14 protein-coding genes are annotated in these 17308 nt (G+C 33.7%); all 14 read left to right on the top strand.

Annotated features, from left to right (window positions below; translation table 11 throughout):
* Positions 1 to 335 precede the first annotated feature (335 nt).
* The 14 genes from AC1Q7L_RS04715 (at position 336) to AC1Q7L_RS04650 (ending at position 17211) form a co-directional block, all read left to right on the top strand.
* Complete coding sequence (locus AC1Q7L_RS04715) at positions 336 to 1475, top strand: 1-acyl-sn-glycerol-3-phosphate acyltransferase (protein ID WP_492306602.1); 1140 nt, start codon at positions 336 to 338, stop codon at positions 1473 to 1475.
* Between the two features lie 84 nt (positions 1476 to 1559).
* The gene (locus AC1Q7L_RS04710; protein WP_492306601.1) at positions 1560 to 1877 is read left to right on the top strand and encodes a hypothetical protein; all 318 of its coding nucleotides are present in this window, start codon (positions 1560 to 1562) and stop codon (positions 1875 to 1877) included.
* Between the two features lie 212 nt (positions 1878 to 2089).
* A complete protein-coding gene (locus AC1Q7L_RS04705; RefSeq protein ID WP_492306600.1) occupies positions 2090 to 3823 on the top strand; it encodes a sensor histidine kinase in 1734 nt (577 codons plus the stop codon).
* Positions 3807 to 4460, top strand: coding sequence for a LuxR C-terminal-related transcriptional regulator (locus AC1Q7L_RS04700; protein ID WP_492306599.1), 654 nt, complete (start codon positions 3807 to 3809; stop codon positions 4458 to 4460). The genes AC1Q7L_RS04705 and AC1Q7L_RS04700 overlap by 17 nt, the downstream gene beginning before the upstream one ends.
* Before the next feature lie 631 nt (positions 4461 to 5091).
* The gene (locus tag AC1Q7L_RS04695; protein ID WP_492306598.1) at positions 5092 to 5766 is read left to right on the top strand and encodes a MarR family winged helix-turn-helix transcriptional regulator; all 675 of its coding nucleotides are present in this window, start codon (positions 5092 to 5094) and stop codon (positions 5764 to 5766) included.
* A 2-nt stretch (positions 5767 to 5768) separates the two neighbouring features.
* A complete protein-coding gene (crtID, locus tag AC1Q7L_RS04690; protein WP_492306597.1) occupies positions 5769 to 7241 on the top strand; it encodes a bifunctional phytoene desaturase/3,4-desaturase in 1473 nt (490 codons plus the stop codon).
* Positions 7242 to 7243: 2 nt separating this feature from the next.
* On the top strand, positions 7244 to 8080 hold the full coding sequence (locus AC1Q7L_RS04685) for a phytoene/squalene synthase family protein (protein ID WP_492306596.1): 837 nt from the start codon (positions 7244 to 7246) through the stop codon (positions 8078 to 8080).
* Between the two features lie 9 nt (positions 8081 to 8089).
* Positions 8090 to 8554: an SRPBCC family protein gene (locus AC1Q7L_RS04680; RefSeq protein WP_492306595.1), complete on the top strand. Its 465-nt coding sequence runs from the start codon at positions 8090 to 8092 to the stop codon at positions 8552 to 8554.
* Between the two features lie 188 nt (positions 8555 to 8742).
* Entirely contained in the window at positions 8743 to 9201 is a 459-nt protein-coding gene (locus tag AC1Q7L_RS04675; RefSeq protein ID WP_492306594.1) for a sterol desaturase family protein, read from the top strand.
* Between the two features lie 3 nt (positions 9202 to 9204).
* Positions 9205 to 9888 carry a lycopene cyclase domain-containing protein gene (locus AC1Q7L_RS04670; RefSeq protein ID WP_492306593.1) on the top strand — a complete coding sequence of 228 codons (684 nt, stop codon included), beginning with the start codon at positions 9205 to 9207 and terminating at the stop codon, positions 9886 to 9888.
* A complete protein-coding gene (locus tag AC1Q7L_RS04665) occupies positions 9885 to 11180 on the top strand; it encodes a cryptochrome/photolyase family protein (protein ID WP_492306592.1) in 1296 nt (431 codons plus the stop codon). Before AC1Q7L_RS04670 ends, AC1Q7L_RS04665 begins: the two co-directional genes overlap by 4 nt.
* Before the next feature lie 312 nt (positions 11181 to 11492).
* Complete coding sequence (locus AC1Q7L_RS04660; RefSeq protein ID WP_492306591.1) at positions 11493 to 12644, top strand: efflux RND transporter periplasmic adaptor subunit; 1152 nt, start codon at positions 11493 to 11495, stop codon at positions 12642 to 12644.
* 3 nt (positions 12645 to 12647) lie between these two features.
* Positions 12648 to 15803 (top strand): efflux RND transporter permease subunit, encoded by a 3156-nt coding sequence (locus AC1Q7L_RS04655; RefSeq protein ID WP_492306590.1) that lies wholly within the window; start codon positions 12648 to 12650, stop codon positions 15801 to 15803.
* Positions 15790 to 17211 (top strand): efflux transporter outer membrane subunit, encoded by a 1422-nt coding sequence (locus AC1Q7L_RS04650; RefSeq protein WP_492306589.1) that lies wholly within the window; start codon positions 15790 to 15792, stop codon positions 17209 to 17211. The genes AC1Q7L_RS04655 and AC1Q7L_RS04650 overlap by 14 nt, the downstream gene beginning before the upstream one ends.
* Positions 17212 to 17308: the final 97 nt, after the last annotated feature.

The raw sequence follows: 17308 nt of genomic DNA, 5'->3' as shown, positions 1-17308 counted from the left end.
TTAACCACAAAAGGCACAAAAGATTAAACACATTAGTATTTTAAGTTTACCAATAAACCGTAAATAAGAACAAATTAGTTTTTAAAAATCTTTGATTTTTATTCTTTTGAGGGCTTCTGTTTTCAAAACAACTAAATTTAGAATCGTTCAATCCTTCAATCCTTGCTTTTGTATTTTTTGTGGTTAAAAAAAATTAATCAGATTTTCTATAAAAAAGGGTTATTTAATAACTTTTTTCGGCGATCAATTTATAAAATTACAATTATGATATACATCATCAGACGTAGTCAATAATTTTTTGTTCTTTTGCAAAACGTAATTTTTTAAATAATGATATGAAGAAGTTTGATGATATAAGGCCTTTTTATGACCATGAAGTAAATGATGCGCTGCTAAGTATTGCCAGGCATCCGATGATGAAGGCGTTAATGAATTTTACTTTCCCTGATAAAGATGAGAAATTTTGGATTGAACAGTTTAAAAATATTCATTCCATAAGTGATTTTCAGCATCAATATATATCGCAGACCGTTCGTCAGATTCTTAAACAGAGTTCTGAAGGATTAACGACGTCGGGATTTGATCATTTAGATAAAAATGTATCGTATTTATTCATATCCAATCACAGAGATATTGTTTTAGATACATGTTTGCTTAATTTAGTGCTGTTGGATCGTGGATTGATCATGACTTCTTCTGCAATCGGAGATAATCTTGTTCAGAAAACATTTCTACATGTATTGGCAAAACTGAACCGTAACTTTTTGGTACAAAGAGGACTTTCTCTTCGTGAGCAATTGAACAGTTCAAAGATCATGTCTGAATATATTTACGATCTATTAAGCAAAGAAAACCGTTCTGTCTGGATCGCACAGCGTGAAGGCCGTACTAAAGATGGAAACGATGCCACTCAGCAAGGTGTATTGAAAATGCTGGCGATGGCAGGAGATCAGTCATTAACTGATTTCTTCAAAACACTGAAAATTGTTCCGTTGTCTATCTCATATGAATATGATCCTACCGATGTTCTTAAAATGCCACATCTAATGGCAAAATCAAGAAACGAGGAATACATTAAAGATCCGGGTGAAGATTTTAAAACAATGCTGAGTGGAGTATTAGGTCAAAAAAAACGCATTCACATACACGCAGGTGATGTTCTTGAGACTGAATTTGATGATATTGTAGCGAAAATAGACAACAAAAATAAACAGTTGCAGGCTATTTCACAGATTATAGATGGTTCTATTATTCAGAATTATAAGCTTTGGCCAACGAATTTTATTGCTTATGATTTACTTCATAAAACCGATCAATACTCAGAAAATTATTCAGAAAATGAAAAAATGCTGTTTGAGAGAAGAATGGAAATGCGTATCGATATTTCTGATGCAGATATGAAAAAGAGTTTTCTGGCCATGTATGCCAATCCGGTGATCAATAAAATTAACCATCAGAATAACCTTTCGATGTAAAAAATGTGGTATCCATAAGGTATTGACGTCTAATATTCATTTTTAATGGCAGGCTATTTGTTTATTTCAAAGCAAATAATTAATATGAATAATAAAGTAAAAATAGCATTGGGATTAATCGCAACAGGAACGTTGGTTCTTATTAATCTTAAAAGAAAAAGACGTGAAAGATTAAAAATGTTCACTGCACCGGATGGGAATACCTATCAAGAAAATCAAACTTACAGAACAATTGATAATCAATTTTATAAAAATGGGAAACGTCTGCGTTTTAATAAGTTAGAATCTGAACTGGAAAATCATTCCTCAATTAACCACTATGAGGAAAATGCAGTAAATATTTCTAAAAACAGTCAGAATAAAAATATTACCTATCATCAAAAAGGAAATCGACATCAATAAACTGATTATATAACTATTTTGATATAAATTATTATGAAATTCCCTGCATTTGTCTGATATTTACTATTATAAAAAGACAAAAATTACTTTAACTTTGCGAATTGAATGATGTACACCAATTACTATGTTTTTGGAGAAATTATTATTCAGGTTAAAATCAATATCAAGCAAACTTAAGTAATCGGGGAAATTAATTTAGCTGATAAATAGATATGAAATATAAATTCTTAAATTTTAAGTTGAGGAAGATTGTTCATTACTCATTGATTCTGTGTATTTTATTAATACAGGTCATTATCGCTGTATTTTTTTACAATGAATTTATCAATGAGAAAAAACTGAAATTTATCGAAAATCAATTGAAGGAAAGTCGTGAATTGGAAGGAATAACCGATAATTCAAGAAAAGATTTCATGAACGCTCAGAACCATCTTCAGAGATATATGATCAGCGAGGATGATAAAGACTTAAAATTATACTTTGAATCTCTTACAAAGCTTAAAAATAATTTCAGTAAGATCAATGAAAATGAAAATATTGCTCCAAAGCTGAAGAGCAAATTTAATTTACAGAAAAAAGACACGCTGAAAATTACGAAGCTAAAGACATTGATCGATTCTGTATACCAATATGCCCAAAATCCGCCACCGAAGATTGAAGATAAGCAGTATACTATTGAAAAATTTAAAGTCAAAAATAATTTTGATGATATTGATATTGAGACGCATACTTATTCTGACACGATAAAGAAAAAGGGTTTTGTAGGACGTTTACGGGATGCAATCGCGGGTAAAGTGGATGTACAAAAAGAAAGTACAGTTATTACTCTAAAGAATAAAAAAGCTGCGGATCTGTCTAGCTTAAAATCAGAAATGAAGGATGCCATAAAGTCTATGGAAAAACATTATACAACTGAAATTAAAAAGATTCAACTGTCTACAGTTAGAGATCAGCATGATAGCAGACAGTTTTATGGTAGTTTTAATAAATTATTGATTTACAGCAACGGACTGATAGATGTCTATGGAAATGCGATCAAAGAATTCAAATCAGATTTAGAAAAAGAATACAACAAACAGAAATTGATTAATAATGAGATCCGAACTTATTTGGTGCTTGGATTAATGATCCTGATGTTCATTGTTTCGATTTTGATCATGTATTTTACAAGAGTCGCATTTATCTACGAATGGAAATTAAACGCTGCAAACAAGGAAATTAAAAACAATCTTAACTTCAAAAACAGAATCTTAGGAATGTTAAGTCATGAATTAAGATCTCCATTAAAAATCATCAATATTTTCATTGATAAAATCAACAGAACAACAAAAGACGAGACGATAAAAGAGTATCTTAAATCGATAAAATTCACGAATAGTACGTTGTTGATACAGTCTAACCAGATTTTAGAGTATACAAAAAATCAGAATGCGGATCAGAAATTGGTGAAGAATGTTTTTAATCTTAAAGATGAGATCAATTCTATCGTAACGGCGATCAAACCTTATATAGAAACCAGAAATAATAAATTTGTCGTAAATGATAGCATACCTGGGGATTTGGTTGTATATTCAGATAATATAAAAATCAATCAGGTATTTATGAATATCTTAGGAAATGCCAACAAGTTTACGGAAAACGGACAAATAGATCTTACCATGTCAACCGAGACTATTGATAAAAATAGAATTTCACTGCTGACGACAGTAGGAGATACGGGCGCAGGAATTTCAGAATCGGATCTTAAAAATATTTTTGAACCTTATTATCAAGGAATGGTTTCTAACGAAATCGATAACCTTGGAGCAGGACTTGGATTGAATTTATGCAAGGAAATTATAGAACTTTTTAATGGCGAAATATCTATCGCAAGCAAGTTAGGTGAGGGGGCAAAAGTGACATTCAGGATCAATTTAAATATAGACAACAATGGAAATACCAATTGAAAATAAAGAAATTACGTTCCTTTTAGCAGACGATCACAGCATCGTGCGACACGGGATGGCACTTACAATCAATGAAATTTTTCCAAATGCTACCATTCATCATACTTCCTCTTTACAGAAAGTGGTGGAAGAAGTGACTTCAAAAGAAATAGAAATTGCTATTATCGATGCCCATTTTCCGGATGGAAACAGCATTCATATTTTATCTGATATTAAAAATGCAAAACCGAATATTAAAATCTTAATCTTTTCTGGTCTTGAAGAAGAGCTTCATGCCCTTAAATTCATCAATGCAGGAGCCAATGGTTTTCTGAGCAAATTAAGCGAAGAAGAAGACGTTCAAAAAGCTATCATTAGCATTGTAAATAAAGGTGAATATATTTCTGCCGTTTCACAGAATCTATTGGTAAAATTCGCCAATGATCCGAATTCAATGAATCCTCTTCATCATCTAACGAAAAGAGAATTACAAATCGCTGAAATGTATGCGGATGGGTTTGGTAACCTCGAAATTGCCAATAATCTTGATATAAAGCAGAATACAGTAAGTACGATCAAGAAAAATATATTTGATAAACTGAAAATAGAAAATCTTGTTGAGCTTATTGATATCATCAAAACCCATCACAAAATATAGGATTTCAACCCTCCATTCTTCACTTTCTTTACTTCTAAAATCATTTTTATCGATAAATATCTATAGGCTTATCGATATATATCGATGTGTTTTATAGATAACTTTATTCTCCATTGTTGTTACTTTGTACCAGAGAAAAATACTAAACGAAAACAAGGATTATTAATTGAAAAGGTTTACTGGCTTTTTAATTTTAATTCAAACTTTCAAAAAAGTAAATTTTTTAAACACAAATAAATTTCGACACAAATAATAAACTTGAATTATATTCGAGCACAAGTGATGAGATTAAATTATCGAGCAAGTGATGAAATTAAATAGGGTATATGATAACCTTTAACCGCCTTCTTGAAAACTGATTTATTAAAAAAACACAAAGATTATATAAAGAAGTGAGATGGTCATCTAAGGTTAGTATACAGTAAAAAAAGGAGACGAGAGTCTCCTTTTTTCGTAGAGTAAACTTTGGAAAAATCCTGTTGATCATAAGATTAGCAGGATTTTTTTTGTTTCAATTCAAAAGAAATGATGAACAATTAATTTTAAATAATAAAAAAGTATAATTAAATTTAGTTTATAAATAAATTATTATAAATATATTTTAGTATATTTGTATTCTAATTTTATTATTATGAATTTCTCTCTTGTCAAAGACGTTGTAGGATTACTGGAGCAGTTTGAGTCTGAAAACAAAAATTCTCAGTATTCTTCTGATGTTGATGGATTCAAATCTTGGATCTATAACAAAGAATCTATGACTAATAACGATGAAGCAGAAGCTCCTTATTGGGAAGGCAAAGAAAGTGGAAGAAGTCCGGAAAGTGCGATCAGTACTTTGTTGGTTCATCTCAACAGATATGCAAAAACCTATTCTAAATCAGCTATTTCTGGCTCTGATTTTGCCACGCAGGAAGATTTTATTTATCTGATCAATTTGAAAGCATTTGGTGAAATGACCAAAATGGAACTCATCAAAAAAAATATTCAGGACAAACCTGTAGGAATGCTGATTATTACCCGATTGATCAAGCAAGGTTGGGTACATCAGACAGATTCAAACGATGACAAAAGAACGAAACTCATAAAAATTACAGAACAAGGAATTGAAGCGCTGGAAAACCAAATGAAAAATATCCGAAGCGCAACATATATTGTATCAGGCAATCTAAATTATTCTGAAAAAATGGATCTCATTCGTATTCTGAACAAATTAGATAAGTTTCACTATCCCATTTTTAATCGAAATATAGACAGTAAAGATTTGATCAGCACTGTTTATCAGGAATATTCATTTGAAAAAAATTAAGAATGAGAAAGAAAATAGCCATCATTGGTTCAGGGTTTTCGGGATTGTCGGCGGCTGCCTATTCTGCAAAAGAAGGTCATGAAGTTCATGTCTTTGAAAAGAATAGTGAAGCAGGTGGCAGAGCGAGAAAATTCGTCACAGATAATGGTTATAGTTTCGACATGGGCCCGAGTTGGTATTGGATGCCGGATATTATTGAATCTTTTTTTGAAGATTTCGGTAAAAAAACATCTGATTTTTTTAAGCTTGTACCACTTGATCCTCAATTTGAAATGGTATTCTCCGACAGCAAAATGAATATCCCTCACAGCTATACCGAAATGCGGGATTTGTTTGAAAAAACAGAAAAGGGTTCTGGTAAAAAGCTGGATGAATTCATGGAAGATGCCCGATACAAATATGAAGTAGGAATGAAAGAATTCGTAAATAAACCTTGTCATTCATGGTTTGAATTTGTTTCTCCAAAAATTGCAAAAAGTGCGTTGAAACTTGATCTTTTAACCAATTTTAAAAAATTTGTAAGAAAATATTTCAGCAATCCGAAGTTGATCACGTTGATGGAATTCCCGGTTATCTTTCTTGGTGCAGCTCCGAAGGATATTCCGGCTTTATATAGTTTAATGAATTACGGCGGATACAAATTGGGGACTTGGTACCCAATGGGTGGTTTTTCAAAAGTGATAGACGCGATGAAAAATATTGCTGAAAGTCAAGGCGTGAAATTTCATTTTAATTCAAATATAGAGCAAATTATCGTTAAAAATAGTAAAGCTAATTCTCTGTTAGTTAATGGTAAAGAAATCGATTTTGATACAATTATTGCTTCCTCAGATTACCATCATACAGAAAGTAAATTGCTGCCTGAAGAATTTAGAAATTATAAAGAAACCTATTGGGAAAAGCTCACTTTTGCGCCTTCCTGTTTGATTTATTATTTAGGTTTTAAAGAAAAAATTCCAAATCTGAAACACCATACACTGTTTTTTGAAAATGACCTTGCCCTTCACACCACAGAAATTTATGAAGATAAAAAATGGCCTTCAAAACCATTATTTTATGCTTGTTGTCCTTCAAAAACAGATCCGAATGTAGCACCAGAATATTGCGAAAACGTATTTCTTCTGATGCCTGTCGCCACCGGAATAGAAGATTCTGAAATGGAAAGAGAAAAATATTTTCTTGAAATGATCGTAAGACTGGAAAAACATACAGGAATTTCGAATTTATTGCCAAAGATCGATTATAAAAGAAGTTATTGTATTAAAGATTTTAAGGAAGATTATAATGCCTATGAAGGCAATGCTTACGGACTTGCCAACACCTTATCACAAACCGCAGTTTTGAAACCGTCACTCAGGAACAAAAAAGTGAAAAATCTTTTTTACACCGGACAGCTTACGGTTCCGGGACCTGGTGTTCCGCCGTCGATTATTTCAGGAAAAATTGCAGCTATCGAAGCCACCAAAACTAATTAATTATGAAAAAATTATTTGATGAACTTTCTTATCGGGTAAGTAAAGAAACCACCAAACAGTACAGCACAAGCTTTTCTTTGGGGATTTTGGCATTGTCTCCGAAAATCAGAAACCCGATTTATGCAGTGTATGGATATGTGCGTTTGGCTGATGAAATTGTAGACAGTTTTCATGGATATGATAAAGAAAAACTGCTTGCCAAATTCAGGGAAGAAACCGCTCAGGCTTTGCAGGATGGAATTTCATTAAATCCTATTTTACAGTCGTTTCAGGACACAGTTCATCGGTTTGATATTGATCAGAAATTAATCAGTCAGTTTTTGGATAGCATGCAGATGGATCTTCAGAAGGTAGATTATAATTCAGATCTTTATAAACAATATATTTTAGGTTCTGCAGAAGTGGTGGGCTTGATGTGTCTTCAGATATTTGTGGAAGGAAATGTTGCTGAATTTGAAAGACTTAAACCTTTTGCAATGAAATTAGGATCAGCTTTTCAGAAGGTGAATTTTTTAAGAGACATGAAAGACGATTATCAGATTTTGGGACGAAGTTATTTTCCGGATGTAGATATTACTTTGTTCGATAATAAAATTAAAGTTGATATTGAAAAAGACATCGAAAAAGAATTTAATGAAGCCCTGAGTGGAATTAAAAAACTTCCCAATTCATCGAGATTTGGAGTGTATTTGGCGTATCGTTATTATATTTCACTTTTCAAAAAGATCAAAAGAACTTCGGCTCATAAAATCATTAATCAAAGGATAAGAATCTCAAACAGTAAGAAGATTTCTTTAATGATGAGCAGTTATTTACAGTATAAAACTTCATTTTTATAAAAAATTACAATGGTACACAGACTTTATAAAGAGCAGCAATTGAATTGTGATTTAGCAACCGCATGGAAATTTTTCTCCTCGGCCAATAATCTGTCTAAGATCACTCCAGAAGATATGAAATTTGTTGTTCTCACTAAAACAGATGACGATGAAATTTATGAAGGAATGATTATCGATTACCATGTTTCACCTTTGTTGGGGATTAAAATGAACTGGACAACAGAGATCAAACAAGTTGATTTTCAGAAAAGTTTTACCGATTATCAGCAAAAAGGGCCGTATAAATTATGGAATCATTTTCATGAATTTATTCCTAATGATAAAGGTGTTTTAATGAAAGATACCGTTGATTACGAACTACCGATGGGATTTTTAGGTGAGATAGCCCACAAACTTTTTGTGAAAAGTAAGCTGGAACATATTTTCAGCTACCGAAATAAAGTTTTAAACAAAATGTTTAATAGTAAAATCTAACCACAAAAGAGACAAAAGCTTTTTGACACTTTAGAACACTTTAGTTAAAAAAAGTCCACATAAGAAGAAAATCAAAGATTTTCATAAAACTTAAGTGTTCTTATTTTGCAGTTTACGGGTTAACTTAATAAATCTTAAGTGTTATCATCTTTTTTTGGTTAAAATAAAAAATTAAATAAATAAAAATCATGAATTTTCTAATTGTCATAAGTACATTTTTCATCATGGAAGGCATGACGTGGCTGATTCATAAATACATCATGCACGGTTTTTTATGGTCGCTTCACAGAGATCATCACGATCACAGTAATGAAGGGCATGTTGAAAAAAACGACTACTTTTTCCTGATTTTTGCTCTTCCAACCATCGCTTTGATGTACTATGGAACAGTTAATAATTACAACATCTACTTTTATATCGCCGTAGGAATTGCGTTATATGGGATGGCCTATTTTTTTGTTCATGATATTTTCATTCATCAAAGAATCAGGTTTTTAAGAGATACCAAAAATCCTTATTTATTGTCGATCAGACGCGCTCATAAACAGCATCATAAGCATACGGGAAAAGAAAGAGGAGAGTGTTTTGGATTTTTATGGGTTCCGATTAAATATTTTAAAATGTATTTTAATAGAAATAAATCGTAAAAAATGCATCACTATACCTATCTGTTAATCAATTTTTTTACAGTATTTATCTGTTTTATTTTTTCGTTTCATCATAAGATAAAATTCAACAGGCATTTTGGAGCTTTTTTCTCTGCTTCATTTTTGGTGGCTTTGGTTTTTATAGTTTGGGACGCGTGGTTTACGAAAATAGGCGTGTGGTGGTTTAACGATCATTATCTTTTAGGAATCAGGATTTTAAACTTACCGATCGAAGAAATATTATTCTTTATTTGCATTCCATTTTCATGTGTATTTACTTATTTCTGTTTAAATAAATTTTTCAACCTCAATTGGAAACCGATTCCGGAAAAAATATTTGTGATTATCAGTATCGTTTTAGCATTAATCATTGCGATTTATTTTCACGATAAGATCTATACATTCATGACGTTTCTTACAACGGCTGTGAGTATGTTTGTGCTATATTTCGTGTTGAAAGCAAGGTGGATCGGCAAAGCATCTTTCATTTATTTGATTTTAATGCCCGGTTTTTTAGCAGTAAATGGAATCCTGACAGGAACAGGTTTAGAATCTCCAATCGTGAATTATAATCCCCAAAATTTCATGGGAATAAGAATGTTGACCATTCCGTTAGAAGACACGGTGTATGGCTATGAAATGATATTATGGAACCTGTTTTTATTTCAAAAATTCAAAAAAAAATGAACAAAATTAATATATTCTGGTTCAGACGTGATCTGAGACTGGAAGATAATTATGGCTTATATGAAGCTTTGCAATCGGGTGTGAAAGTACTTCCGATTTTTATTTTTGACCGTGAGATTTTAGATCAACTCAGTGACAAGAAGGACAAAAGGGTAGACTATATTCATCAGGCTTTAACTGAAATCAATCAGAAATTAAAAGAACATGGAAGTGGTTTAAAAACATTTTATGGAAAACCTTCTGATATTTTCGAAAAACTGACTGAAGAATTTGATATTGATACCATTTTCTGTAACCGTGATTACGAACCTCAAGCCATCAAACGAGACAAAAAAATAACTGATTTTCTAGCTACAAAAGAAGTAAAATTTTCAGCTTATAAAGATCAGGTTATTTTTGAAGAAAACGATATTCTTAAAAGTGACCAAACTCCATACACTGTTTTCACACCATATTCCAAAAAATGGAAAGAAAATATCAATAAAATTGAGATTGAAGATTTTAAGATTGATTTTAAAAACTTTCTTCCTGTAAAAACTCCCGAAAATATTCTAAGCCTTAAAGAGATCGGATTTGAAAAAACTGAATTTGAATTTTCAAAGCCGTCTTTAGATTCAAAAATTATAGATACCTATGATAAAAACCGTGATTTTCCGGCTTTAGATCATACAACTCATTTGGGAATTGCTTTAAGATTCGGAACAATTTCAGTGAGAAAATGTGTGAAATTTGCCCAAAAACATAATGAAGTTTGGCTAAGCGAACTGATTTGGAGAGAATTTTTCATGCAGATCTTATTTCATTTTCCACATGTTGTGACTCAATGTTTTAAAAAGAAATACGAAAATATTCAATGGAGAAATAATGAAGATGAATTCAAAGCCTGGTGCGAAGGAAATACAGGATATTCAATTGTAGATGCAGGAATGCGACAGTTGAATCAGACCGGTTTTATGCACAATCGGGTGAGAATGGTTGTCGCGAGTTTTCTTACTAAACATTTATTGATCGATTGGAGATGGGGCGAAGCTTATTTTGCCGAAAAATTATTAGATTATGACCTTTCTGCCAACAACGGAAATTGGCAGTGGGCGGCAGGTTGTGGCTGTGATGCTGCGCCTTATTTTAGAATCTTCAATCCCGAAGAACAGACTAAGAAATTTGATAAAGATCTCAAATATATCAAAAAATGGCTTCCTCAGGATGCTTTGTTGAACAGACCGATTGTGGATCACAAACAAGCTAGAGAAAGAGCTTTAAAAACCTATAAAGAGGGTTTGATTGTCGAATAATTTCAAGAAAAAGTTCGTTATTTTCTATCTAAGTTTTACGTAGAAGTAAAATAAGGTAATGTTAATAATTTTAAGAATACAATAAACAAAAGGCTTCATTATGGAGCCTTTTTCCTTTTGAATATTGATGATTTTTGATTTACATTTAATAATTATGTGAAAATACGTTAAGGTTATTTATTTTTCTTGAAAATTATCTATTAAAACCTTATTTTTATAATGATAAAATGAAAGTTTCAACTGTTAGTTTCTAAGGTTACTTTAAACAATTCTGCATTTTTGCTTGATTTTATTTTATACAAACACGCTATTATGACAAAAAATAAATTTGTTCTTTTGATTTCGGTGATATTATTATCATGTGGCGAAAAGAAAACAAAGACAAAGGATACTTCTATCCAAAGTTATCAGGTTTTAACACTTGCTCCCAGACAGGTTACAGTTTACAACGATTATCCTGCATCCATACAGGGCGAAAATGTTGTTGAAATAAAGCCTATGGTTTCTGGCTATCTTCAGGATATTTATGTGGCAGAAGGTGCAACCGTAACTAAAGGACAATTATTATTTCGAATTAAAAATCCTCAGTACGAACAGGATATTGTTACCGCCAAAGGTGCCATAAAAATCGCCGAAGCCAACGTAAATACAGCCCGGATGAATGTTGAAAAAGCAAGACCTTTGGTAGAACAGGAAATTGTCAGCAAATACCAATTAAGTTCAGCACAATATGCCTTACAATCGGAACAGGCGGCTTTGTCACAGGCGAAAGCGACTCTTGCTAATGCAATGACCAATCAAGGGTATACTTATATAAAAAGTCCTCAAAGCGGAACAATTGGTTTGATTCCGTTTAAAATCGGTGCTTTAGTAAACAGTACGGCAACCGAACCATTGACGACTTTATCCAATACAACCAATGTATTTGCTTATTTTTCTTTGAATGAAAAACAGTTATTGGAATTTCTTGGAACAATGAAAGGCAGTACAACCACTGAAAAATTAAAAAATATGCCTCTCGTAACATTAGTAATGGCAGACGGAACCGTTTTTCCAGAAAAAGGAAGATTGGAAACTGCCAGCGGAGGTATTGATAGCAGTACAGGAACAGCCGTTTTTAAGGCGATATTCAGTAACAAATTAGGTCTTATTCAAAATGGGGCAAGTGCAACGATCAGAATACCTGTAAATATGGATAACACGTTACTGGTTCCGCAAATAGCTATTTACCAAATGCAGGATAAATCATTTGTATATAAGCTAACGAAAGGAAATATGGTCATGAGTACAGCAGTAACAACCTCGCCAACAGATGACGGTAATTTTGTGGTCATAAAAGACGGAATTCAAGCTGGAGATAAATTGGTTCTTAATGGATTAAATATCAACGACAGCACTGTCATAAAACCAACGCCTGCTAATTCGGCAGCTATTTATCGTGCGATGAAAACTAAAAACCCATAGGTCATGCTAAAATTATTTATAAGAAGACCGGTATTGAGTACAGTAATTTCTGTAATCATTATGGTATTGGGTATTTTAGGGATCAGTAGTCTACCTGTAGCACAATATCCGAATATTGCTCCACCAACGATTCAGGTTTCGGCTTCCTATCCCGGAGCGAATACAACGACGTTGATTAACAGTGTGGTTTATCCATTAGAACAACAAATAAACGGAGTGGAGGGAATGAGTTACATGACTTCCTCGGCAAGTAATACAGGTTCTGCAAGTATAAGTGTCTATTTTTCGGTAGGTGTAGACCCAAATCAGGCTGCAGTAGATGTTCAGAACAGAATAAGTACTGTATTGTCTAAACTTCCGCAAGCGGTGACGCAGGCTGGTGTAACAGTAAGAAAACAACAGAGCAGTAACGTTTTGATTGTTGGATTATTCAGTGATCGGGCGCAATATGATCAGAAATTTTTACAAAACTATGCCGCGATAAATATTGTTCCACAGTTACAAAGAGCAAAAGGAGTCGGTGGAGCCAATGTTTTTGGGGGAGCGATGACCTATGCGATGCGTATTTGGTTACAGCCGGATAAAATGGCAGCTTATGGTTTGGTTCCTTCAGATGTTACTACTGCATTAAATGCTCAGAGTTTCAATGCGGCTCCCGGCAAGATCGGTGATAATATGGGACAGGCTTTTCAATATGATCTTACGTATTCAGGAACTTTGGTTTCATTGGATCAGTTTCAAAAAGTGATTGTTAAATCCATTGGAAACGGACAATATTTATACCTAAAAGATATTGCCAGAATTGATCTTGGAACTCAGACTTACACAAGTGCGACTTCTATTAATGGTAAACCTGGAGTAGCTATTTCCATAAGCCAGACACCTGGTTCTAATGCACAGGAAGTAATTTTGGGTGCCCAAAAAGTAATGGCAGATGCCTCGAAAAACTTTCCGTCTGGCATTAAAATGTTGGAGTTGGTAAATATCAATAACTTCTTAAATGAAAGTATTTCCAAAGTGCTTCATACTCTTGTCGAATGTTTTTTATTGGTGTTTTTAGTAATTTTAATCTTTTTACAGGACGTTAGGTCTACGATTATTCACGGAGTTTCGGTTCCGGTTTCTATTATTGGGACGTTTTTCTTTCTGTATTTATTTGGATATAGCCTTAATTTATTGACGTTATTCGCTTTGGTATTGGCGATTGGTATTGTGGTGGATGATGCCGTAGTTGTTGTAGAAGCAGTTCACAGTAAGCTGGAAAACGGCTATACTTCTCCACGTAAAGCCGCAATTGATGCGATGGGTGAAATTGCACCTGCCATCGTCTCTATCACCCTTGTTATGGCTTCTGTATTTCTTCCTGTTACTTTTTTGGGAGGCTCTGCAGGAGTATTTTATCAGCAATTTGGGATTACATTAGCGATTGCTATTATGATTTCGGCGGTGAATGCATTAACGTTAAGTCCTGCCTTGGCAGCCATGTTTTTACGGGCTCCAAAACATGAAGAAGAAGGAGCTAAAAAAGGTTTTTTCCAGAAAATTAAAAATGGATTTAATTCAAACTATGAAAAAGTAATTCATAAATACACAGATGCTGTCAGTTTTTTAATCAAAAGAAAATGGCTCACCGCAATGATTGTCATTGCTTTTGGAGGTCTCTTTTATTTTACGATAAAAAGTGTGGCATCCAGTTTTGTTCCTGCAGAAGATATGGGAACCGTTTTCGTGAATGTGACGCTGCCCGCTGCGTCTACAAAAGAGAGAGTACAACTAATTAATAAACAGATCGATAGTATTGCTCATACGATTCCTCAGGTAAAGGCTACGATGACAACATTAGGTCAAAATCAGTTGGGAGGAAGCGGAAGTTCTTACGGAATGCTGATTTTACGACTAACTCCATGGAGTGAACGTCCCGGAATTACCGATAAAGATATTATTCAGCAACTTACGGAGAAAACAAAAAATATCCGTGGTGCTTCTATTAATTTCATGCAACAGCCCACAATCAGTGGTTTTGGGACGAGTGGTGGTTTTACTTTTCAGATCGAAGACAGAGGAGGGCACAGTATCAGCGATTTTTATGCTGTATCACAAAATTTTCTGGATGCTCTTACCAAAAGACCTGAAATTCAATATGCTGCAACTTCATTTAATCCTAATTTCCCACAATATGAAGTAGATATCAATATCGCTAAATGTGAAGATAACGGAATACAACCGTCAGAGATTTTAAATCTGATGAATGTGTACTATGGAAGTTCGTATGTGAGCAATTTTACAGAATTCGGACAGCAGTATCAGATTATTCTTCAGGCTGATAATCCTTACAGAGGAACGGTTGAACAGATGAATAATATTAAAATTCGTACTGCAAGCGGAACAATGAGTCCTATTTCGGAATATGTTACGATGAAAAAAGTGTTCGGCCCTTCATCTATATCCCGATTTAACATGTATAATGCGATTTCTATCAACGGTTCTCCAAATAACGGATACAGTACAGGGCAATCTATGGAAGCCATCAACGAAGTAGCAGCACAGGTTTTACCGCCGGGTTACAGTTTTGAATACAGCGGAATGAGTAAGGAAGAGCAAAGCTCAGGTTCTCAGGCGAGTATCATATTTTTATTGAGTCTTTGTTTTGTATATCTTTTGTTAAGTGCTTTGTATGAAAGTTATATTCTTCCGTTAGCTGTAATTCTTTCATTACCGGTTGGATTAAGCGGAATATTTGTCTTTGCGAAATTATTTGGAATTGATAATAATATTTACGTTCAGATCTGTATGATTATGCTGATTGGACTTTTGGCTAAAAATGCCATTCTGATGGTAGAATTTTCCCTTGAAAAAAGACATGAAGGAATGGGATTGTTGGAGAGCGCATTGGAAGGAGCAAAAATCAGAATCCGACCGATTTTAATGACATCTTTAGCTTTTATTTTTGGTTTGATGCCTTTGATGTTTTCGACGGGAGTTGGAGCAAACGGGAACAGATCTATTGGTATCGGTTCGATTGGTGGAATGCTATTCGGAACCTTGCTCGGAATCTTTGTAATCCCCGGATTGTATGTAATTTTCCAAGGATTACAGGAGAAAATCAAGTCTAATAAATATGACGAAAACGACGAACTGATTGTTGATGATAAAAAATAATCTTACAGTGAAAAGCATGACACATTTGAAAAAGAAATATAAATCAATTTTATATATTACAGCTTGTTCCGCACTGCTTTACAGTTGTGATGTCACGAAACCGTATGTCAATAAACAGTCGGCTCCGGACAATTTATATGGAGATTCAGTTAAGGGAACGGACAAAACAAGTATGGCTGTCCTTTCCTGGAAAGAAATTTTTAAAGATCCTTTATTACAACAGCTTATTTCTGAGGGAATTGAAAATAATTTAGACCTAAAAACAGCAACCGCCAATCTGAAAGCAGCAGAAGCCAATTTTGTTCAAAGTAAACAGGCATTTTTACCGTCACTTTCAGGGAATGCTTCGGCTGGAGCGTATCATCCTGCTAATAATCAGGCAACCAATTCGCAGGTGTATCAGTTGTATGCACTTTCGTCATGGCAGGCCGATATTTGGGGCAAACTGAAAAGTACCAAACGATCGATGTATGCAAGTTATCTTGCGAGTGATGCCTACAGACAGGCGGTTCAGACACAGCTTGTGGCGAATATAGCCATTACTTATTATCAATTATTGGCTTATGATGAGCAGTTGAATATTGTTAATCAGTCTTTAGAAGTGTATTCAAAAGATACCGAAACAATGAAAGTTTTGAAAAACAGCGATGTAGTTACAGGCGCGGCCGTAGTGCAAAGTGCTGCCAATTATTTTGCAGTAAAATCTACTGTTCCGGATATAAAAAACAACATTCGTCAGGCAGAAAATACCTTGTCTTTATTGCTTGGAAGAACACCGGGAACGATAAAACGAGATTCCCTTTTTAATGAACAAATTTACAGTGAATTATCAACTGGTTTGCCTTTAGAATTGCTTTCCAACAGACCGGATGTAAAAGAAGCCGAATTACAGCTTCAATCTTATTTTGAGCAGGTAAATGTTGCAAAAACTTCATTTTACCCAGCCTTAACGATTACAGGACAAGCTGGATTGTACGCGACACAGTTGAAATCTTTTTTCAGTGCGGGGGCTTTTCTTGCTAATATTGTGGGAGGTTTAACGCAGCCAATTTTTAATAATGGTCTTAATAAACAAAAGCTAAAAGTAGCAGAAGCGAATTACGAAGCTGCAGAATATAATTATAGCAAAGTGTTGCTTACGGCAGGGCAGGAGGTCTCTAATGCGCTGTATCAATACCAAATGGTAGATGAAAAAACATCTTCTCGCAAAGAACAAATTGCAAATCTCGAAAAGGCAGTTCATTTTACAAAAGAATTATTAAAATACACAAGTGCAACCAATTATACGGATGTTCTTACTTCGGAGCAGAGTCTTTTAACGGCGAGACAAAGTGCGGTTACAGATAAATTACAGCAACTTCAGGCTGTTGTGAATCTTTATGCGGCTTTAGGCGGTGGATGGAAGTAGCTGGAAATGCACTTTTTACAATAAGATTTAATTTAATAATTAAATACTTTTCACAAAAAAATAATAAAAGGAAGTATGGCATAGATATTACTTATAC

This window comes from Chryseobacterium sp. GW823-FHT05E08, assembly GCF_058795655.1.
Note: the sequence above shows the minus strand (reverse complement) of the source record. Positions and strands in the feature narration are given on the sequence as shown.

Excerpts from the sequence above, each read along its gene's own strand:
- AC1Q7L_RS04700 (WP_492306599.1), top strand. The coding sequence starts at position 3,807 with ATGGAAATACCAATTGAAAATAAAGAAATTACGTTCCTTTTAGCAGAC.
- crtID (WP_492306597.1), top strand. The coding sequence starts at position 5,769 with ATGAGAAAGAAAATAGCCATCATTGGTTCAGGGTTTTCGGGATTGTCG.
- AC1Q7L_RS04650 (WP_492306589.1), top strand. The coding sequence starts at position 15,790 with ATGATAAAAAATAATCTTACAGTGAAAAGCATGACACATTTGAAAAAG.
- AC1Q7L_RS04670 (WP_492306593.1), top strand. The coding sequence starts at position 9,205 with ATGCATCACTATACCTATCTGTTAATCAATTTTTTTACAGTATTTATC.
- AC1Q7L_RS04665 (WP_492306592.1), top strand. The coding sequence starts at position 9,885 with ATGAACAAAATTAATATATTCTGGTTCAGACGTGATCTGAGACTGGAA.
- AC1Q7L_RS04680 (WP_492306595.1), top strand. The coding sequence starts at position 8,090 with ATGGTACACAGACTTTATAAAGAGCAGCAATTGAATTGTGATTTAGCA.
- AC1Q7L_RS04655 (WP_492306590.1), top strand. The coding sequence starts at position 12,648 with ATGCTAAAATTATTTATAAGAAGACCGGTATTGAGTACAGTAATTTCT.
- AC1Q7L_RS04675 (WP_492306594.1), top strand. The coding sequence starts at position 8,743 with ATGAATTTTCTAATTGTCATAAGTACATTTTTCATCATGGAAGGCATG.
- AC1Q7L_RS04660 (WP_492306591.1), top strand. The coding sequence starts at position 11,493 with ATGACAAAAAATAAATTTGTTCTTTTGATTTCGGTGATATTATTATCA.
- AC1Q7L_RS04715 (WP_492306602.1), top strand. The coding sequence starts at position 336 with ATGAAGAAGTTTGATGATATAAGGCCTTTTTATGACCATGAAGTAAAT.
- AC1Q7L_RS04685 (WP_492306596.1), top strand. The coding sequence starts at position 7,244 with ATGAAAAAATTATTTGATGAACTTTCTTATCGGGTAAGTAAAGAAACC.
- AC1Q7L_RS04710 (WP_492306601.1), top strand. The coding sequence starts at position 1,560 with ATGAATAATAAAGTAAAAATAGCATTGGGATTAATCGCAACAGGAACG.
- AC1Q7L_RS04705 (WP_492306600.1), top strand. The coding sequence starts at position 2,090 with ATGAAATATAAATTCTTAAATTTTAAGTTGAGGAAGATTGTTCATTAC.
- AC1Q7L_RS04695 (WP_492306598.1), top strand. The coding sequence starts at position 5,092 with ATGAATTTCTCTCTTGTCAAAGACGTTGTAGGATTACTGGAGCAGTTT.